Annotated in this window: 16 protein-coding genes and 1 riboswitch; of the genes, 10 read left to right on the top strand and 6 right to left on the bottom strand. The window is 55.6% G+C overall.

Annotation, left to right across the window (positions count from 1 at the left end; translation table 11 throughout):
* Positions 1-19 precede the first annotated feature (19 nt).
* The gene (locus J2X61_RS14175) at positions 20-808 is read right to left on the bottom strand and encodes a hypothetical protein (protein WP_310188466.1); all 789 of its coding nucleotides are present in this window, start codon (positions 806-808) and stop codon (positions 20-22) included.
* Between the two features lie 171 nt (positions 809-979).
* Here J2X61_RS14175 and J2X61_RS14170 point away from each other — a divergent pair, with 171 nt between their 5' ends.
* A complete protein-coding gene (locus J2X61_RS14170) occupies positions 980-1,276 on the top strand; it encodes a Rieske (2Fe-2S) protein (protein WP_274467236.1) in 297 nt (98 codons plus the stop codon).
* Positions 1,277-1,325: 49 nt separating this feature from the next.
* Here the strand turns inward: J2X61_RS14170 and J2X61_RS14165 are convergent, their stop codons facing one another.
* Complete coding sequence (locus J2X61_RS14165; RefSeq protein WP_310188462.1) at positions 1,326-1,667, bottom strand: YrdB family protein; 342 nt, start codon at positions 1,665-1,667, stop codon at positions 1,326-1,328.
* A gap of 247 nt (positions 1,668-1,914) precedes the next feature.
* Between J2X61_RS14165 and J2X61_RS14160 the strand changes: the two genes are divergently transcribed.
* Both J2X61_RS14160 and J2X61_RS14155 read left to right on the top strand, forming a co-directional pair.
* Positions 1,915-4,143 carry a sensor histidine kinase gene (locus J2X61_RS14160; RefSeq protein WP_310188459.1) on the top strand — a complete coding sequence of 743 codons (2,229 nt, stop codon included), beginning with the start codon at positions 1,915-1,917 and terminating at the stop codon, positions 4,141-4,143.
* Positions 4,140-4,850 (top strand): response regulator transcription factor, encoded by a 711-nt coding sequence (locus J2X61_RS14155; protein WP_274467233.1) that lies wholly within the window; start codon positions 4,140-4,142, stop codon positions 4,848-4,850. Before J2X61_RS14160 ends, J2X61_RS14155 begins: the two co-directional genes overlap by 4 nt.
* A gap of 777 nt (positions 4,851-5,627) precedes the next feature.
* On the opposite strand, the gene J2X61_RS14150 is transcribed toward J2X61_RS14155, so the two are convergent.
* From J2X61_RS14150 to J2X61_RS14140, 3 genes are all read right to left on the bottom strand, one after another.
* Complete coding sequence (locus tag J2X61_RS14150) at positions 5,628-6,809, bottom strand: beta-propeller fold lactonase family protein (protein ID WP_310188456.1); 1,182 nt, start codon at positions 6,807-6,809, stop codon at positions 5,628-5,630.
* A gap of 80 nt (positions 6,810-6,889) precedes the next feature.
* The gene (locus J2X61_RS14145) at positions 6,890-8,362 is read right to left on the bottom strand and encodes an S-layer homology domain-containing protein (RefSeq protein WP_310188453.1); all 1,473 of its coding nucleotides are present in this window, start codon (positions 8,360-8,362) and stop codon (positions 6,890-6,892) included.
* A 204-nt stretch (positions 8,363-8,566) separates the two neighbouring features.
* Positions 8,567-9,169 (bottom strand): biotin transporter BioY, encoded by a 603-nt coding sequence (locus J2X61_RS14140; protein ID WP_310188451.1) that lies wholly within the window; start codon positions 9,167-9,169, stop codon positions 8,567-8,569.
* 126 nt (positions 9,170-9,295) lie between these two features.
* Between J2X61_RS14140 and J2X61_RS14135 the strand changes: the two genes are divergently transcribed.
* The 6 genes from J2X61_RS14135 (at position 9,296) to J2X61_RS14110 (ending at position 17,024) form a co-directional block, all read left to right on the top strand.
* The gene (locus J2X61_RS14135) at positions 9,296-10,141 is read left to right on the top strand and encodes an energy-coupling factor ABC transporter ATP-binding protein (RefSeq protein ID WP_310188447.1); all 846 of its coding nucleotides are present in this window, start codon (positions 9,296-9,298) and stop codon (positions 10,139-10,141) included.
* Entirely contained in the window at positions 10,132-11,799 is a 1,668-nt protein-coding gene (locus J2X61_RS14130) for an ATP-binding cassette domain-containing protein (RefSeq protein ID WP_310188444.1), read from the top strand. The genes J2X61_RS14135 and J2X61_RS14130 overlap by 10 nt, the downstream gene beginning before the upstream one ends.
* 183 nt (positions 11,800-11,982) lie before the next feature.
* Positions 11,983-12,762, top strand: a complete 780-nt coding sequence (locus J2X61_RS14125; RefSeq protein ID WP_310188441.1) for an EcsC family protein — start codon at positions 11,983-11,985, stop codon at positions 12,760-12,762.
* Between the two features lie 431 nt (positions 12,763-13,193).
* On the top strand, positions 13,194-14,426 hold the full coding sequence (locus J2X61_RS14120) for an NAD(P)/FAD-dependent oxidoreductase (RefSeq protein WP_274467226.1): 1,233 nt from the start codon (positions 13,194-13,196) through the stop codon (positions 14,424-14,426).
* Positions 14,427-14,613: 187 nt separating this feature from the next.
* A riboswitch (cyclic di-AMP (ydaO/yuaA leader) is annotated at positions 14,614-14,773 on the top strand.
* 98 nt (positions 14,774-14,871) lie between these two features.
* Positions 14,872-16,707, top strand: a complete 1,836-nt coding sequence (locus tag J2X61_RS14115; RefSeq protein WP_274467224.1) for an APC family permease — start codon at positions 14,872-14,874, stop codon at positions 16,705-16,707.
* 56 nt (positions 16,708-16,763) lie between these two features.
* Positions 16,764-17,024, top strand: a complete 261-nt coding sequence (locus tag J2X61_RS14110; protein ID WP_274467223.1) for a YqkE family protein — start codon at positions 16,764-16,766, stop codon at positions 17,022-17,024.
* A gap of 44 nt (positions 17,025-17,068) precedes the next feature.
* Here J2X61_RS14110 and J2X61_RS14105 read toward each other — a convergent pair whose 3' ends face one another.
* The gene (locus J2X61_RS14105) at positions 17,069-17,284 is read right to left on the bottom strand and encodes a hypothetical protein (RefSeq protein WP_274467222.1); all 216 of its coding nucleotides are present in this window, start codon (positions 17,282-17,284) and stop codon (positions 17,069-17,071) included.
* Positions 17,285-17,464: 180 nt separating this feature from the next.
* Between J2X61_RS14105 and J2X61_RS14100 the strand changes: the two genes are divergently transcribed.
* A complete protein-coding gene (locus tag J2X61_RS14100; RefSeq protein WP_310188440.1) occupies positions 17,465-18,877 on the top strand; it encodes a hypothetical protein in 1,413 nt (470 codons plus the stop codon).
* The last annotated feature ends 37 nt before the right edge of the window (positions 18,878-18,914 follow it).

Raw genomic sequence — 18,914 nt, 5'->3', positions numbered from 1 at the left:
GCGGTCCACCGGTTTATTGTTACTCTTCTGCTTTGGTCGCTTGATCTTTCAACTTTTTGGCCAGGCTGCGGATATTGTCCGTCTCTTTCTTGTAATCCTCCAGCAGTTGGGGCAGAAGGCTTTGGATTGCGGCTGCGTCATCCGCTTCGACGGCTTCGGTCAGCTTCTGCTGCCGAACGAACGATTCAGGAAGAGGTACAGGCTCGAATTGCATTGACTCCATTATATCACCGGATACGGGAGCTCCCTCAAGAGGGATTGCTTGGATAAGCTTGGTGCTTTCCCCGCTGCCGTCCTTCGAGATGATGATTTTCTTGACTCGAGGCGCGGAAGAAGGTGCTTCGCCATCCGGAACGGCAGCAGGTGCAGCTTTCAGCGTGAATGTTTTCGTTTCCGCCGGATTCATCGGGGCGGCAACAGCTTCGCCTGCTTTCGTCGATGGGATTAGGCCGCCGATTGTAAGCGTAGGTTTCAGCAATTCACTCTCCGCTTGCTTGCGGTCCTCGAGCGCTTGCTTCCATGCATCCAAGCTGTCGGGCGCATAAGCGCCGGCGAGCAGCTTCAGGTAGTTGCGCTCATGAGCCGGCTGAAACAGCAAGCCGGAGCCGATATGTGCTGCGGCAACGCTCTTCACCAGAACCGGCTTCCCCTCGGTGATGGCTGCGGCAGGTGCGGCAGGTGCGGCAGTCGGTTTCGTTTCTGAAGCGGATTCATCGGCAGCCGATGCGCTGACGGCTCCGAATGCTGTGGTTAACATGAAAGCTAATAGAGTAGCTTGGCTTACGCGGCGTTTCAATTGTGTTCTCACGATGGAAAACTCCTTTCGAATTGAAGGTATGTAGGTGAGTGTCTCTCCCTTACATCCTTACTGTACCGAAACATTATGGACATCCTATCGCAACATTGTGGGAAATTATGTGTAAGAATAGCGAGATTGCAGTAAACTGAATGCAGAACGACCAACATAGGGGGAAATGCGATGAAAGAGGTACAGCTAGGCTCGGAGCAAAGCTTCACCAAACTGCCGGCGGAAGTCGTGCATGACAAAAATTTGTTTTGGTTGATCCAAACGGAGGACGGACAAGCATACAAGCTTCTATCGAGCCGGTGTCCGCATGCCGGTGCGATCGTTGAAGCGGAGAAGGGTGAGTTCGTGTGCCCCATGCACGGATGGACATTCGATCTTCATTCCGGGGCGTGTCTGAATGTGCCGACCAAAAGCTTGCTGTCGTACGACGTTGTGGTCAAAGAAGGCCAACTGATCGCGTATATGTAAAAAAGAAAGGGCCTGCCTTGTCCGCGTGCGGATGGCGGGTTCTTTTCGTTTATTGCTCCCAGACCCACATGAGCAGCCGGTTCAAGACATAAACGGCTCCGAGAAGCACAGCCAGCGAGTGTTTGCCGGTTGCGTAAAGCGCAAGGACCGCGACGGTGAACAGCGCGGCTTCCAGGGCCAGCAGGAACGGCAGCGCTATGGCAACGGAAGCTTTGGGGGAAAGGAACATGCCCCAGATGAAGGCAGTTAGCAGCGGAGTGCCGATGCCTAGAACGATTTTGAGCAGAAGTCCCCTGTCCGTATGAAAGCCCCAATAAGAAAGGGAAGCGAGCAAGCATAACTCCAGCAGAAAGCGCAAACCCAGGTTTGCGGCTTGTAAAATGGTTATCATGATCGTCGTACTCCTTTACTGCGAACTAACTACATTAGAATAATAACTAATGATATTAGTTTTGGCAAGAGGATAAAAAAAGAGACCCACAGCAACGGGCCGCGGGTCTAAGTCTATATATTTTAAAGGGGGGTCGACTTTTATTATAGGACGCGTTCATTAAAAACAGATGAAAATCACATTTCATTTTCATTACAAATTGGCTAATGGTAAAATAAAGGGATGAATGAAGACCGGAGGTACGCCTTTGAAGCATTATTCGATGCGTTCGCATTTAACCTTAACGTTCGCCATTATGGCGATGATCCCGATCTTAATCCTGGGTACCTTCCAGGTTTCGCAAATTATGCAAATCACGCAAGAGTCCAACCGGAATCAGCAGGTCACGACGTACCGGCTTGGGGATGCCGTGCAGGATTACATGTACTACCACCGCAACGCCGTGGAAACGCTGGCCGCTACGATTTCAGCCTCGGACGCTCCGTTCCGCACGCGGGAAAGCTTGACGCTTAAGCTACAGTCCTTGCAGCAAAACTTGGCGGGCTTCGCAGGCATCTATGTGGTGGATGCAGGCGGCTTCGTCAAAGCGACGCAAACGCTGGCGGATAACGGTTTGATCGGCATGGATGTGGGGGACCGGGATTATGCCAAGCGGGTGCAGTCCGCGCAAAACACGGTCATTTCCTCGCTGTTTCGCGGGCCCGAGGGGCTGAACCGCCCTGCCGTCGCGATTGCGGTGCCGGTCTACAAGGGGAGCAGGCAGCTCGACGGCTTCGTCCTCGCCGTGCTGGATCTGGCGCCGATCAAGGAGCTTGTGACGAAGTACGATTACGGTCAAGCGGCTTATCCGGTCGTGCTGGATCATGCGGGGAAGCCGATCTATCATCCGGATGCGCAGCTGACCGAGACGTTGGCCGATTTATCCGGGGAGCCGGCAGCCCAAGACGCGCGGCAGCAGCAGAAAGGCGAAGGCACGTATCAGCTGCATACATCCGCCCAGAAAGAGCTGATTACGTACAAAGTCATTCCGGAAATCGATTGGACCGTCTGGGTCAGCAGGTCCAAAGCGGCTGCGAATGCCGCCTTCACCGAATCGCTCAGCATTACCGTGCTGCTGCTAGTCCTTACGCTCATTGTGACGGTCTTGCTGGGCAGTTTGCTGGCCAAACGATTGAACGGCACGATTCATGCCTTAGTCGGCTACACGCAGCGGCTTGCAGGCGGAACCTTCGTAGAGCCGGACAGCCAGGTCGTTCCCAAGGGAGCGCCGTTGGAGCTGCAAATGCTGGCTGATCATTTCTTGCGGATGGCCGGGCAGATCAAGGATAATCAGACGGCGCTGCTCCAGCTTAACAGCGAGCTGGAAGGGCGAGTTGAGGAGAGAACGCAGCGGCTGCAGGACGAGCACGCCACACTGAATGCGGTGCTCGAGAGCATGTCCGACGCGATTGTGCTGATCGATATGGAGCATCAGGTCGTGTACGCCAACCATCGTATGGCCGAGCTGTTCGCAATCCCGATGGGGGAACTGGCTGTGATGAGGGAGGCGGCGCTTTTTGACCGCATTGCGCAGCTGCTTCCGCAGCGTCAGGACGAGCTGAACAAGCTGAAGACGGGGGCGAGCGTGCAAGGAGCCTTCACCGTACAGAGCGGCCAAGGCAAGGAACGGTTCATCATGGTTTCGGCGTTTCAGGTAGCTAGAGACGGACGTGTCTTTGGCCGGGGTTACGTGTGGCGCGATATGACCAAGGAGCATGAAATCGACGCGTTGAAAAATGATTTGATCTCCCTGGCGTCCCATGAATTCAAAACGCCGATCACGAGCATACGAGGCAGCGTCGAAACACTTCTGCGCGTCGATGCGCAGTGGGAGGAGAGTTTTAAGGAGGAGCTGCTTGAGGGCATCCACGAGGATATCGGACGCATCCAGGATCTGATTGATGATTGGCTCGACATATCCAAAATTGAATCCGGTGCGATGCGGATCACCCCGCAGCCGCTGCGTGTGCAGGCTGTGATCGAAGGGGCGATGCGCAGGCTTCCGCAGCAGGCTAGCGATGCGCATACGCAGTTCGAAGTGAGGGTGCCCGGGGATATGCCGCTCATCTATGGAGATAAATTGAGATTGGAGCAAGTGCTCGTGAACTTGTTCACGAATGCCGTCCGTTATAACGAGGGGCACCCGGTGATCCGGGTTTCTGCGCATGCGGACGAGCGGTATGTGCGGGTGGATGTGGAGGACAATGGCATCGGCATTGCCGAGGAGCATCTCGATAAGCTGTTCGACCGGTTCTACCGTGTCGATGTATCGTCCAGCCGGCAAACCGGCGGTACGGGACTGGGGCTGGCAATCTGCCAAGGCATCATGCAGGCGCATGGCGGAGGGATTCACGTAAAGAGCAAGCTCGGCGAGGGGAGCACATTCACGCTGACGATACCGAGATTTGCAGGGGAAAGGGATGAAGAGCGGAAATGAACAAGAAAAAAATCATGATCGTCGATGACGAGCCCAAAATCGTACGCTTCGTCGCTGCGAATCTCAAATCGTTGGATTTCGAAACGATGACGTGCCAGAGCGGAGCGGAGGCGCTGGAGAAGGTGGAGGCTTTCGACCCCGATTTGATTTTGCTTGATTTGATGATGCCCGGGATGGACGGTTTCGAAGTATTGAAGCGGCTCCGCTCCTATTCCGGCGTACCGGTCATCATGCTGACCGCGCGCAGTAACGGTGCCGACAAAGTGCAGGGGCTCAACCTCGGGGCGGATGACTATTTGACGAAGCCGTTCTCCCTGGACGAGCTGTTCGCCCGCGTGAACGCTGTGCTTCGCCGCATGGATGGGCGCATGGCACCCCCTGCCGCAGCCAGCGAGATCACGCTCGGGGCTGTGACCGTGAACCTTGCCCAGCGGCGCATATGGCTTGGCGAGACGGAAGTGAAGCTGACGGAGACCGAGTACAACTTGTTCGCGCTGCTGCTGCAGCATGCCGGGAAAGTCATGACGCACGAGCAGCTGCTCAGCGAGGTGTGGGGCAGCGAGTACCGCGACGAAGTCGAGTATCTGCGGGTCACGATCGCCCGGATCCGCCAGAAAATCAAGAGCGCTGCCGAGGGCCAGGAACTCGCGGCAGCTGAGCTTATCGTGACGTACCCGGGGGTAGGGTACATGGCGAAGCATGCTTGAGGGCGGTGCGGGAGTGGGGGTATGAGCAGCAGCGCAAGAGTAAAGTGGAACAGAAGTAAGAGTAGTAGCAGGACAGAAGTGGGAGAAGTAACAGGAGTAAAAACGGGGAGCGGGAGTAGAGGTAAGAGCAGCAGGGGCAGTAGTAGTAGTAGGAATAAAGTGGAACGGAAGTAAGAGTAGCAGGTACAGTAGTGGAAGTAGTAACAGGAGCGGGAGCAGGACGGAAGCGGGAGTAGAGGTAGGAGCAGGGGCAGTAGTAGTAGCAGCAGGAATAAAGTGGAACGGAAGTAAGAGTAGCAGGTACAGTAGTGGAAGTAGCAACAGGAGCGGGAGCAGCAGTAAGCATCTGCGGTCCCTGCTCTGGTCTGTGACTGGCGAGCAATAGATTACGGAGGATTGTGCAAAAATGCTAGTGGTACATACTCGCACGGTCGTTAGACAAGGCACTGCGCTTGGCTAACGGACAGAGAGGCCCTTATTCGGTGAATAGGGGCCTCTTGAATATTGTAACGGACACCAGCACCGTTATTTGGCTTATCAGGGGCAGAATTCGCCCCATATGAGCCAAATAAGGTATCTGGTGTCCGTTAGCCGCGAAACGTGGCGCTTTTCGCGCGAATAGCGGCAGCTGTGTCCGTTAGATTGGGACGCGCTCCCCGTTGTCCGTTTCGGGAGACGATGATATCCCAAGTTAGGTGACGTTCGCCGCGGATACGCATGACTAACGGACACCAGCGCCGTTATTCGGCTGCGCCCAATCCGCGAGACAAAGCTGGCTTACCCTTCCGGAAGCAGCTGCACATCCAGCGGATAATCCGGCACCTCGAATTCGCGGACCTCGCCCGTCGACAAGTCAACGACGCTCATCCCGTTCCAGCCCGTATCGGCGTAAGTTACACCGCCTGTCAAATAGGCGAACCGGCCGTCCTTGCTGACAGCGGCCATCTGGTGCATGCGGGCAAGCGGGATGATCCGCTCCGCATACGTATCCGCATCGACCACAGTCAAGTTAGGCTTGCCGGTAGCGCTGCCGGCCGCGCCAATGCCGACGATGAACAGCCTCTTGCCGTCAGATGTCATCGCGACGCCTTCCTGATGCGTATTCCCAGTCAACGGCTTCACATCATAGCTGCCGCGGGCAGGGTCAAGGACGACGAGTCCGCGGCCTTGGTAAGGCAGGAGCAGACGGCCGTCCGCGCGAACGGCTGCATAATGCGGCTTCTCGAAGCCGCCTTTGCCATAAGGAGCCGCCTCGAACGTGCGGGTTTGAAGCTTGACTGGATCGACAGCCGTCACGGAGTAGGAGTCATGGTCGATGCTGTAAACTTCCCGGCCGTCCGGGCTCGTCACGACATCGAACGGGCGGATGCCGACGGAGACAGATCCGGTCATGGCGAGCTTCTCCGTATCCAAGATTTCGAGCTGGCTTGCCCTGCCGCGGCCGCCGGTCAAATAAACGCCGACATAAACGAATTTGCCGTCCGGGCTTGAGGCGATCCCCATGCCTCCGGGGCGGTACTCGCCGTACTGCGGCTTGCCGATTGCATCAGCTCCCAGATAAGGCACGAGAGCCAGCCGCTTGCGCTCCCGGGTGTCCACAACAGCAACGCCTTCCGCCGTTGAAACGTAAGCGCGATGATCAGTTCCCACCGCAATAGCGAAGGGCGCCGCCCCGACGGTCAGCTTCTCGAAGCCCCCTGTGGCAGGATCGAGAAAAGAGATGTAATCGCTCTTGGAATGCGTGACAAGCAGCGTCGTTTCAGGGGAAGGCTTCGCAACTCCCAGACCGGGCGTAGCGGCTGGCGCCGCGCTTGTGCCGGGAACGGCAGAGCCGGCCACAGGTGAGGAACCGGCGGCCGCCGGTGGTGACACCGTTTGGGACGTACTGCATCCAACCAGCGCCAGGAACAAGGTTAGCGGGCTGACAATCGCCAAAAACGTTTTATTTCGAATCAGCATCATCATAACACCTCGATTTCGTAGTAAAAATAGGGAAACACAAGGAGCACCCTATTGAAGGTACTCCTTGTGCCTAAGCTTTATTTAGCGGCAATCAGGTTGACGCTTGTTGCTGTGGCCCACTTGCCCACCGGAGCGACGGTGTAGGTCATGCCCGGCACCAACTCGCTGTTATTCAGCAAAGCGAATGTACCGGTAGCGCCTTTGCGCGTAGTCAGCGTATATTCGGCCGTCAGCACGGAACCGTCAGTTCCAGTTAGCGTTACACGGCGTGAAACGAAGATTTCATCCTGCGGATCTTGCGAGAGCGTTACGCTAATCGTCTTCGCATCCACAGCAGAGGCGGATTGAATCGTCAGTGGAGCGATGTCTTTGGCGGTGAAGGTCGCATGCTTCAAAGTCGCCCAATCGGCGGAAACCGTGTACGTAACGCCCGGTTTGAACGTTGCCCCGTCAGGCAGCAGGAACTTAGGCGCTTGACGGCCGTCCGTTGCTTGTGTGAAAGGTAAATATTTGGCGGTCATCGGTGTACCGCCTTCCGGTGTAATTTGCACCTCGCGGTTACGCATGGAAGAAAGAATTTGGTACGTCACGCCATTGTACGTATTGCTTTCATCCACGATGAAGGAGCCCGGACGACCTTTGCTGTAAGCCGCAATGACATAGCCGTAGTCAGCCACGCCATCCGCGAGATGGGATTCAACCTCGAACGAATCGTTGGACACCTGCTGTGTGGAGTCCAAGACAATTCTCTCCGTGCTCGCAGTGAATGTGCCCGCAGGCTGGCCTTTATATGTTAACGTGTAAGTCGTACCCGCTTTCTGTGTAGGCACAGGAACGATGTATGTCGAAGTGGCGCCTGTTTTCAAACGAGGAACGTTATTGATGGCCAGACCGTTGTCAAAAACGAAGTTTTTGGACGCTTGATCAAGCTCCAAATCGGCTGCCGGAAGGGGTGCGGAGAAGGTAACCTGCAGGGTAATGGCATTCAATGCCTCCAGTTTGGTTACATGAATAGAAGCTAATTGCTGCGCCTCAAATACAAACAGTGCGGCCTCCCCGCGGGTGATCGGGCTGCTTGTCAAAGCAGCAAAGCTTGGCAATTGCCGTATAGCGGCTGCGTCAACCTTCAGCACTTTGGCTACGATGTTCGCGAGCTGCTCGCCCGATACGGTGCTGCGGCCTTGGAATTGTCCGTTAGCCCCTTCAATAGCTCCGGCTGCTTCGAGAGCGGCAGCGTAAGAATAGAACCAGTCTCCCGACGCAACGTCTGCGAATTTGGATACAGCTCCAGAGTCTACGTTCACATGCAAGGCCAAGGTGACCATTTTGGCAATTTCGGCGCGAGTAACGGCCTGTTCAGGGTGGAAGCTGTGATCTTCATAACCGGACAGCACGTTCTGCTGAGCTAGCTGTTCAATCGCCGTTTGTACCTTGGCGGAGCTTGCGGAGTCGGAGAACGGGCTGGCGGCCAGCGCGTTGAATGGCAATATCGCGGACAAACCGATGGTTGCTGTGATTGTTAGTGCGGCTAGTTTTTTGTTCGTTGTCATCTATAACACTCCTGTTCGATAGAATGTAGTTGCTCTTGGGAAGAGCGTGAAGTTACGGTGCTGTTGTCTACATGAACTAGCTTACAGGCTGGGGCATTACAATCGAATAAAAAATAGGGCCCGCACATTACAAAATCGTAAAAATTCGCAAATGGTATAAAAAAAGCCTTACCGCCCGCGAAGAATGGGCAGTAAGGCCTTAAGTTACACGCTTAAGTCGGTATTGCGTACAACGCTATGCGATGAGGAGCCGGTAAGCCGGGCCGGCGGAAAAACTTGCCGAACCGGAGCGATAATGAGTGCAGCGACGACAGCTTTGATCGCATCGCCCAATAAGAACGGATAGCAGGCTGCGGCCATAGCTTTGTCGAACGTAAAGCTTGGCACTTTGTACATTAACCAAGGCACGCCGGCCAGGTAGAGAACAAGTGATCCGAAAATTTCAAGCACGAGGAACGCAGCTACATAGCCCATGAAGCCCTGTACACGAATACGCGGCAAAATGATCCCGATGAGCATAGCGGATATCGGCCAAATCATAATGAACCCGCCCGTAGGTCCGAGGACGACGCCTAACCCGCCATTCCCATGAAGCATCGGGAAGCCGATAGCGGTCAAGATGACGACAAGGGCCATACTAAGAAAGCCATAGCGGGCTCCCAGCAAGCCTCCTGCGAGCATAACCGCCAGAGTTTGCAGGGTAATGGGCACAGGTGTGAAAGGTAAAGAAATCTGCGCAAAGCTGAATAGAACAAGAATAGCTGCAAATAGGGCACTGAAAACAACGCCGCGCAAGGTGAGTTTCATATTGTTCATCGCTCCTGTTTCTGATATTGTTATTATTGTTAACTAATATACCGGAATATTGGTTGACATATAATTTTATTCAGATCATAGCACAACTTTTTGGAAAGTGGAAGGAACATTTTACATATGGCAATGAAGGAAGAACGTGAAGTCGTGGCTTCGCTGCATCAGGCTGCCGTCGTCTATCGAACGGAATCGGGAGGCGGCAGACGGGTATGGTCGAATGTCGATTTGAATATTTATAAAGGCGAATGGTTGATGGTTATCGGGCCTAACGGCAGCGGCAAAAGCACATTGGCCAGCGTACTGCTGGGCTTGAGTCCGCTCTCAAGCGGAGAGCTGCTGCGTAATGAAGCGAGGCATATCCGAGGCGTACTCCAGCTGCCTGACGCGCAGTTCGTCGGCGATACGATCATGGAGGAGCTGGACTACCTGCCGGCAGCGCAGGAGATGTCCGAGGAGGAGCGCCATGCGTGGTACCGGGAGAGCTTGTCAGCCGTCGGCTTATCGCTTTCGCTTGAGCGACAGCTTGCCACACTGTCGGGCGGACAGAAGCAGCTCGTGAACCTGGCCGCGGCGCTGGCCGTGCAGCCGGAAATTTTGGTACTGGATGAACCGACGGCGATGCTCGACCCGGCCTCAAGGAAAGAAGTGCGCCAAGCTGTTCGCGAGGCGCATAAGCGAGAGACGACGATCGTTTGGATCACGCACCGGCTGGAGGAAGCGGCCGATGCTACGCGCATCGTCGGATTCAGCGACGGGAAGATTACGTTCGACGGGGAGCCGCGGGCGTTCTTTTACGGGGAGAATGCGGGCGATTTGCCGGTTCTAACGCCATGTATGGAAATGGGGTTCGATTCGCCCTATGTCGTCAAGACAGCGATCGGCCTGCTGCAGAAAGGCTGCAGGCTGCGGCGGCTGCCCTTGGGTATGGAAGAACTGGCTGAGGCGGTGATGGACGCATGCCCTTAACCTTACATCATGTTCAGGTTAGTGCGCCCGACAATGCCGATCATCCGCTGTTGAAGGATATCAGCCTGGATCTTCCCGACGGTTCGGTCACCGTTCTGATCGGGCGGACCGGGTCGGGTAAATCCACTTTGCTGCAGATTATGGGAGGCATTCTCGAACCTGCTGCCGGGACCGCCCTGCTGGATGGACAGCCGCTCTGGCACAAGAGGAAGGTTGACCAAGCGCATTTGCTGCGCCTAGGGCTCATTTTCCAATTCCCGGAGCAGCAATTGTTTGCGAGCAGTATCCGTCAGGAGTTTGCCTACTCCTTGCGGCCCTATCGGCTGTCGGCTGCCGAGCGCGAGCGGCGCATGCGATCCGCCAGTGCCGATCTCGATCCCCGCGGCGTCTTCGCCCTAGAGCGGTCGCCCTTCAGCCTGAGCGGCGGCGAGCAGCGCCGGTTGGCACTTGCTACGACCTTCGCCACAGAGCCGGATTGGCTCCTTATGGACGAGCCAACCGCCGGCCTCGAGGCGGCGGCCGTCCGCGAATTGGTGCGCCTGATTCGCGGGAGACCGCGTGGCGGCTTCGTCATCGCCACGCATGATCTGGACACGTTCCTGCCGCTGGCTGACCGTGTCCTTGTCCTGGACCGCGGCGAGCTTGTCTTCGACGGCTCGCCGGAAGCGCTGTGCCGCGTGCCGGAGCTGCTGGCGCGCGCGGGTGTCGGCCTCCCGAGCTGTGTGGAGGCCGCTCAGGCGTTGGCGCGATACGGCATCGCCATCGCGCCGGACTTGCTGGCGCCGGCACAGGCCGTGCCGGCGATTGCGCGTGCGCTGCGCGAACGCGGCAGCGCCATGGCGGCCCCGGCGCCGCAGGCGGCAGCGCCGGAGCGCGCGCCGCGCGAGGAGCCTGCGCCGGCGCAGGCAGCCTGGCTGGCGCGGGATCCCCGCGCCAAGTGGCTGCTCTATCTGCTGCTCGTCATCGGGACGATGCAGCAGACGGGGTGGAGCGGCCTTGGGGCAGCGGGGCTGCTCCTGGGCCTCTCGTTTGCCGGACTGCCGCGCCCCGCGGTCCGCGGCAGCTGGAAGGTGGCCGTGCCGTTCTTGATCTTCATGTTCATTTCGATCGTGCTCGCCGGCCTGGAGTGGAGAGCCGCGTCCGGCGGTTATCCGCTGGGCTTCTCGCTTGCGAGCGGCTGGGGCGCGGCGTTCACACTCACCCGGCTGTTCCTTGTCCTAATGGCCGGCTATTGGTTGGCCGTGTCCACCCCGTATGGACAGCTCGTACAGGGGCTGAACTGGGCCTTGGCTTTTCTCCGCAGGCTGAAGCTGCCTGTGGAGTCGTTCGCCTTGGCTGTCTCGCTCATATTCCGCTTCATTCCGCTGATTATGCGGGAATGGCAGCGCTTCTCGGCGGTCGTCCGGGCCAGGGGCAAGGCAGCGATCCGCCCGGGAACCGTACGGATGCGGGATGTTCCTGCCTTGGTCGTTCCGCTGCTGCTGGCCATGTTCCACAAAGCGGAGCAGATGACCGTAGCGATGGAAATGAAACGAATCGACGGCAAGCGGCAGCTGCAGCGAAAAAGCACCCTGCGCTGGCAAAACAGGGATACGCTGCTGGTCGCGGCGAGCGCTTTGGGGTTTGCGCTGCTGCAGATGACGCGGTCATGGCTATGAGGAGCGGCTCACGGAGTGGGCTGCTTTTTTCTCGGTCTGGCGTGGCGGCGGACTGGCTGTTCGCTGCTCACACTGCACTTACACTTACTTAGCAAAAGTGCAGGACGCCTGTCATCTTGAGGCCGACCGTTCGCGTATACTATACTTTGACTAAGACATATCGACGATCGGCGGTGAGTAGGGATGGATACGGCTTACACCATCTATGAGCAGCAAATGCTGCGGCAAGTGAAGCGCTGGGAAATGAGGCAGCAGAAAGCGCCCAATTTGCTCGAAAAAGCATCCAAATCCGTTTCGACGAATATTAACAAGCTGATTCCCGAGAAAGTGCACAAAACAATAACTGCAACGGTCAAAGGCATGTTCCAGACGACCTTGTTCGGCATGAATTATATCCCTCAGAATGATCCGCTAACGGGAGCAACCTTGGCCGAGTGCGATGCCCGGGCAGAGGAGCTGCTGTCGCTGTACAAAAAAATCGCCGCCGCGGAGGGGGCGGGAACGGGGGCTGGAGGTATTTTGCTGGGCTTGGCCGATTTCCCGATTCTGATAGGCATTAAGCTCAAATTTTTGTTTGAGCTGGCGCATGCTTATGGCTATTCAACCAAGGACTACAGAGAGCGGTTGTTTATTCTGTATGTGTTTCAGCTAGCCTTCTCCAGTCCGCCGAAGAAGCCCGATCTGCTGGAGACGATCCGGAACTGGCATACGGTTGCCGGCTCTTTGCCCCCTGCTGAAGATTATACGAATCAAGTGGATTGGCTGCAGCTCCAGCAAGAGTACCGCGATACGATCGATTTCCGCAAAATGCTTCAGCTTGTCCCCGGCATAGGCGCCGTCGTAGGAGCTTGGGCGAATTTCGGCCTGCTGGAGGAGCTGGGCGTGGCGGGCATGAACAGCTATCGCCTGCGCCGGCTGCAGGATAAAGCAAGAGCCGGCGGGGGACCCGAGCCCAGCCGTTGATTGCCTGTCCAACAGCCGCCATTCTCGCCAAATCTAACGGACTACAGAGCTCTTGGTCTCCATTTGCCAGCTAGCAGCTGCTCTGTCCGTTAGCCGGCTAAGGTTGAAGAGAGCTGCCGCACATGTCCGTTTCTCCGCGGATGTTTCTTTTTATGCTGCTGGGTAAAGTTATGGTGATTTTTCGTACGCAAAGCCATATACTTTAAGTAGAGCCAAACCAGCCGCGTAACACGAACATGAATGTGATTTTTTTCACAAATAACTTGCCGCACTCACCCTAACTCGTCCCATACCATCCAATTCAATTTTCTCCAATGAACGAGAATTCCTAACCCAACGCGCATCCAACACAGGTCGGCAGGTTTGGTCCATCGTTTCATCAGCCTATCTATTCATAGAGCAAAGAAGAGTTAATCGGAGGAGTGAATGGTATGAACAAGAAACCGAAGGTCGTGATCCTGGGGGCAGGCTACGGCGGACTAGTGACGGCGATCCGACTGCAGAAGCAGATCAAGGCGGACGAAGCTGACGTTACCCTGGTGAACAAGCACGATTATCATTACATGACGACCCATCTGCATATGCCGGCTGCCGGGACCGATCATCACGAGAATGCGCGTGTGGCGATCAAGGATTTGATCGATGAACGGAAAATTCAGTTCGTGAAAGGGACGGTTCAAGAGATTAAGCTGGAGGAGAAGGAAATTGTTCTCCCCGACCATGTCCTGTCTTACGACTATCTGGTGATAGGTTTGGGAAGTGAGACGGAAACCTTCGGGATTCCGGGGCTGCGCGAGCACGCCATGTCGATTAACAGCATTAACAGCGTGCGATTCATTCGCCAGCATATTCAATACATGTTTGCGAAGTACAAACTGGACTCCAAGCATAAGGAATATTTGACCTTCGTTGTGGGGGGGGCCGGTTTCACGGGGACGGAATTCGTCGGAGAGTTGGCCGACCGCATTCCCGTGCTTTGCCAGACGTTCGATGTCGATCCTTCGCTTGTGAGAATCATGAATGTGGAAGCTTCGCCTACCGCGCTGCCGCCGGGACTTCCGAACGATCTGGTGGAATACGGCATGGAAGTCATGCGGCGCAAAGGGGTTCAGTATAGATTGTCAACGGCGATCAAAGCATGCGAACCGGACGGCGTCCTGCTCGGAGACGGCGAATTCATCCGTGCCGGAACAGTAATCTGGTCGGGTGGGGTCCGTGGAAACTCCTTGCTCCAGGCGGCTGGTTTTCACGTGCAGCGCGGCCGGGTGAAGGTAGACGACTATTTGCGCTCCATTCAGTATCCGGAGGTGTTCATTACGGGAGACTGCTCGATTGTGATGAGTCCGGAAGGGACGCCCTACCCGGCGAACGCCCAAATCGCGGTCCAACAAGGCTGCAACACGGCCAAAAATATAATCAACAGCTTGCGTGGAAAGCCCTTGCGTCATTTTGCTTATGATTACAAAGGAACTGTCGCTTCATTGGGCCGCGGCGATGCGGTCGGGATTCTGAAGGTGAAGAAAGTGAAGGGCAAATTCGCCGCGTTCCTCAAAAAGTTGATCGATGCCCGCTATCTGTTCCTGATTGGCGGACTCCCGCTTGTGTGGAAGAAAATGATATTCAAGCAAAAACAAGCGACGCGTAAGCATCATGTTAGAAATTAATTAGGTCCTTAAACCTAAAAATATACGTACGCCGACGATACGCCTGAAAATCAAAGAAAATGAAAGATAAGATTAATTGTAAGCGAATTATCAAATGAATGAGAGGATGGAGTCGACCTTTTTAGGTTTATTCCATCCTTTACTATGTCTCGATAAGAGAGTAGTATCAACAACGTACAATATACAGTTGAATATTTCGCTTAATTCTCTAACCGGAGAAGCGGGGGAACCACAGGTTTCAACGGGGTGAATAAGGTGCGCGTCATCTGGCATGGCGTAACTTTTAGGGCAGTTTTCTCGCAGCCCGAACCCGGCAGCTAACCTCGTAAGCGATCGTGAGAAAGGAGAACATGTGATCCCAAACACAAGGTCTATCCTTGTGTTTTTTTGCGTCCAAAAACAGACATTGAAGTTGAAATCAGGTTATTTGGGGGAATTTCGCAGCATGACAAGTGATTCATTGAAGAAGATTATGTTCGGTAAACCGCTGAAGTCCGATGAGCTGGAATCCGAAAAAATGCAGGTGTGGAAGGCGCTGCCGATCCTCTCGTCCGATGCCCTGTCGTCCGTGGCCTACGGTACGGAGCAAATTTTGCTCGAGCTGGCGACGGTCGGGGTCGCAGCATTTGCCTTCTCCCTGCCGATCGCGATCTCGATTATCGCCTTAATTATGCTGCTTGTACTCAGCTATCGCCAAGTGATTGAAGCCTACCCGATGGGTGGCGGGGCTTACATGGTGGCGAAGGAGAATCTGGGCATGATGTGGGGCAGGCTCACAGGCGTTTCCTTGCTGATCGATTATACGTTGACGGTTGCCGTTTCGATCTCGGCAGGCGTGCAGGCGATTACGTCGGCCTTTCCGTCTACGGTGCCCTATATCGTCCCGATCGCGCTGGCTCTCGTCTGGCTGATGGTGTGGCTGAACTTGCGCGGGACGTCCGAGTCGGGGACGGTATTCGCGATACCGACGTACTTTTTTATTTTGTGTATTTTGCTGCTTATCGGCAAAGGGATTTTCGATATGATGACGGGTTCGTTGAATACGCATCCGATCCAAATCGTCCCCAGCTCCATGACGAGTTCATTAACGTTGTTCGTTATTCTCAAAGCGTTCTCCTCCGGCTGCTCCGCGGTCACGGGGATTGAGGCGATTTCCGATGCGGTGCCGCATTTCCGGACGCCTTCCGTGAAAAACGCCAAGAAAACGATGGCTTCGCTCGGTACGCTGCTGGCTGTCATATTCGGCGGTGTCACCTTGCTGAGCTTGGGTTATGGGATCGCACCCGACCCGCACGGCCACACATCGGTTTTATCGATGGTGACGGAGCAGGCATTCGGCAGAGGGGCGATGTATTATGCAACGCAGATCGGCACGATGCTGATTCTGGTGCTGGCAGCAAACACGAGCTTCAACGGCTTTCCGATACTGGCGTCCATCATGGCGCAGGACAAAAACTTCCCGCGCATGTTCTCTTACCGGGGAGACCGGCTGTCGTTTCATTATGGGATTGTTACATTAGGCGTTTTGGCAAGCATTTTGCTTATTATATTCAAAGGAAAAACCGATGCACTTATTCCTCTTTATGCGATTGGCGTATTCTTGTCGTTCACGCTGGCCCAGAGCGGTCTGGTCCGCAAATGGTTCAGAGAGCGTCCGGCCGGCTGGCTGGGTAAATTCGCCATCAACGGCTTGGGTGGGCTCGTCTCGTTCGCCGTCTTGATCGTGTTCTGCATAACCAAATTCAGCGAAGGCGCGTGGATTGTCATTCTTGTGACGCCGCTGCTGCTATGGGGCATTACCAAGATCAGCAACCATTACGATGTCGTGGCCAAAGAGCTGCGTATCGACATCACACAGGAGCGCGTATGTACGAAGGAATCATTGATCATCGTGCCTGTCGCGGGCATTCACCGCGTGGTTGCGCAGTCTCTGAATTATGCCAAATCGTTGTCACCGAACGTGATTGCCTTCTACGTGGCGTTCTCGGATGAGGAAGAGGAAGCGATGCAGGAGAAATGGGACAAATGGGACCCCGGCGTCCGGCTCGTTGTGTTCAAGTCGCGCTACCGCACCATTTTGAAGCCGCTGGCTGAGTTCATTGAACGGATTGACACGCACGTATCGGAAAAGCAATCGATCATGGTCATCCTGCCGCAATTCATGCCCAAGAAGTGGTGGCATCGCCTGCTTCACAACCAGTCCGCCGCACGGATCCGCTCCAAGCTGCAAGCTGACAAAGATATCGTCGTCGCGACGGTGCCCTATCATTTGCATGAGTAGAGGTGTACAATAAAAGGGATTGCTGATGCAGAATTAGGAACAGAGGTGAACCTTTTATGGCGAAAAAGAAATGGTCGTCCGGCGCATCCGAGACCGGCGTGCAAGATAAACCAGCGACACTCAAAGATTTGCTGAGCCCTGATGTCGTAGCGGGTCTGAAAGCTCAAGCCGACAAGATGAAAGCGGAGGAGCAGGCGCGCAAAGATGCGGCCAGAGCGGAAGCGGAAGCCGCGCGGAAGGCGGAAGAGAAGCGGTTGGAGAACGACTTCGGCCATTTGCTCGAGAAGAGCAATCTGGATTGGAGAAAGCACAAATGAGGAAGCACGAGATGTGCTTCCTTTTTTGATTGCGCAGGCAAAGGCTACCGTTTCTTCATCTCAAAAAACTCGCATTCATCGCGGTCATAATAGGCCAAATCGGCGACACGAGTCTGCAATACAACGGTCTTATCGCTAAAACGCAGGACGACTGCATTCGAGTCTACGATATGATCGTCTTTGAACACGCGGACGACGGCCCCTCTCTCCACAGCCTCCTGAAAATCGGTATCCGTCACCAAACGTTGATTTCTAGCCATCCTGGCATGCTCCCTCCCTGATTCAATGGATCCTTCCATTGTACCACAAGGTGCATCTAATCTCCGAAATCCACGAACGCCTAGACTCCGCCCGGCATACAATGTAGCACCAAAGAGTCATTCTCAGGAAGCAGGACTGACTCCCAAACGCTGCGTGGGCAGAGAGGATGCGTGATCCCGATGGACATTCAATTATTGCCGATTCATTGGGTGTATTTAGTATTTATTGGTTTTATTCTAACCCTTCTTATCAGGCGCAGAGACACCACGATGATTTGTGTGGTCGGTATTTTTGCGCTCGGTTTGTTGGCGACAGAGACATTAAGCGGTTCGGTTTCAGGGGTGTTCAACAGCTTTATCTATGCCACCAAAGAGTTGATGGGAACAATCATGATTATTTCCATTATCGTGGCGATGAGCCGGGTGCTCATTCGCACAGGCATTAACGAAACGATGGTCGCGCCGTTGACCCGTTTTCTGCGGACGCCGGCACTAGCGTTCTGGGGAATCGGGATCATCATGATGATCACCTCCTGGTTCTTCTGGCCGTCTCCGGGCGTTGCGCTCATCGGTGCGGTGCTGCTGCCTGTTGCGGTGCGCGTCGGATTGCCTGCCCTAGGGGCGGCGATGGCGATGAACTTGTTCGGTCACGGGATTGCCCTTTCCGGCGATTACATTATTCAAGGAGCTCCTAAGCTGACGGCGGATGCGGCGGGGCTGCCGGTAACCTCCGTCATGGAAGCCTCCGTGCCGCTTGTGATCGTCATGGGTCTAGTTACGACCGTAACCGCTTTCTGGATGATGCGCCGGGATATGAGAAACGGCACCTGGCGCGATGGCTTGGTGGCTAGCGGAACAGGAGACGGCGGTTCGCTGCTGTCTTCCGACCAAGATGCCAAAGCCAGTCTGTCGCCGAAATTGCGCCGGATACTCGCGGTCCTCATTCCCGTGCTTTTCGCATTGGACGTCATCGCGATGTTCGTGTTGAATTTGCAAGGGGGAGACGCGACAGCGCTGGTGGGCGGTACCGCCGTGTTCATCCTTATCGGGGTGACACTGCTCGCCCATCGGGGCCATGGGCTGGAGCAAACGACGTCTTACCTCATCGAAGGCTTCGTTTTCGGCTTTAAAGTATTCGGCCCCGTGATCCCGATCGCCGCCTTCTTCTATCTCGGCGACTCCGCGTTCACGGAGCTTTATGGCAAAATCCTGCCGGAAGGCTCGCACGGCATCGTGAACGACCTCGGCGTCGCGCTTGCCGGCGTCGTACCGCTCAACGGCGCGATCGGCGCCGTTACGCTCACCGTCGTCGGCGCGATTACCGGCCTCGACGGCTCCGGCTTCTCCGGCATCTCCCTCGCGGGCTCGATCGCGCAGCTCTTCGCAACGGCGATCGGTTCCGGCGCTGCGGTGCTGACCGCGCTCGGGCAAGTGGCCGCCATCTGGGTCGGCGGCGGCACCTTGATCCCGTGGGCGCTCATTCCGGCAGCGGCGATTTGCGGTGTCAGCCCCTTCGAGCTGGCGAGACGGAATTTGCTGCCCGTGCTCATCGGTCTTGCGGTGACAACGGTTGTGGCGATGTTTTTGGTCTGAATTAGCGCCTCTGGGGGCTTCGCTGCCGAAGCCCTTC

Source organism: Bacillus sp. 3255, from assembly GCF_031456485.1.
Taxonomy (GTDB): domain Bacteria; phylum Bacillota; class Bacilli; order Paenibacillales; family NBRC-103111; genus Paenibacillus_E.
Note: the sequence above shows the minus strand (reverse complement) of the source record. Positions and strands in the feature narration are given on the sequence as shown.

What these genes read in the sequence shown, in the direction of transcription:
- J2X61_RS14170 (WP_274467236.1), top strand. Translation starts at nt 980, where the DNA reads ATGAAAGAGGTACAGCTAGGCTCGGAGCAAAGCTTCACCAAACTGCCG.
- J2X61_RS14165 (WP_310188462.1), bottom strand. Translation starts at nt 1,667, where the DNA reads ATGATAACCATTTTACAAGCCGCAAACCTGGGTTTGCGCTTTCTGCTG.
- J2X61_RS14155 (WP_274467233.1), top strand. Translation starts at nt 4,140, where the DNA reads ATGAACAAGAAAAAAATCATGATCGTCGATGACGAGCCCAAAATCGTA.
- J2X61_RS14150 (WP_310188456.1), bottom strand. Translation starts at nt 6,809, where the DNA reads ATGCTGATTCGAAATAAAACGTTTTTGGCGATTGTCAGCCCGCTAACC.
- J2X61_RS14145 (WP_310188453.1), bottom strand. Translation starts at nt 8,362, where the DNA reads ATGACAACGAACAAAAAACTAGCCGCACTAACAATCACAGCAACCATC.
- J2X61_RS14140 (WP_310188451.1), bottom strand. Translation starts at nt 9,169, where the DNA reads ATGAAACTCACCTTGCGCGGCGTTGTTTTCAGTGCCCTATTTGCAGCT.
- J2X61_RS14135 (WP_310188447.1), top strand. Translation starts at nt 9,296, where the DNA reads ATGGCAATGAAGGAAGAACGTGAAGTCGTGGCTTCGCTGCATCAGGCT.
- J2X61_RS14130 (WP_310188444.1), top strand. Translation starts at nt 10,132, where the DNA reads ATGCCCTTAACCTTACATCATGTTCAGGTTAGTGCGCCCGACAATGCC.
- J2X61_RS14125 (WP_310188441.1), top strand. Translation starts at nt 11,983, where the DNA reads ATGGATACGGCTTACACCATCTATGAGCAGCAAATGCTGCGGCAAGTG.
- J2X61_RS14120 (WP_274467226.1), top strand. Translation starts at nt 13,194, where the DNA reads ATGAACAAGAAACCGAAGGTCGTGATCCTGGGGGCAGGCTACGGCGGA.
- J2X61_RS14115 (WP_274467224.1), top strand. Translation starts at nt 14,872, where the DNA reads ATGACAAGTGATTCATTGAAGAAGATTATGTTCGGTAAACCGCTGAAG.
- J2X61_RS14110 (WP_274467223.1), top strand. Translation starts at nt 16,764, where the DNA reads ATGGCGAAAAAGAAATGGTCGTCCGGCGCATCCGAGACCGGCGTGCAA.
- J2X61_RS14105 (WP_274467222.1), bottom strand. Translation starts at nt 17,284, where the DNA reads ATGGCTAGAAATCAACGTTTGGTGACGGATACCGATTTTCAGGAGGCT.
- J2X61_RS14100 (WP_310188440.1), top strand. Translation starts at nt 17,465, where the DNA reads ATGGACATTCAATTATTGCCGATTCATTGGGTGTATTTAGTATTTATT.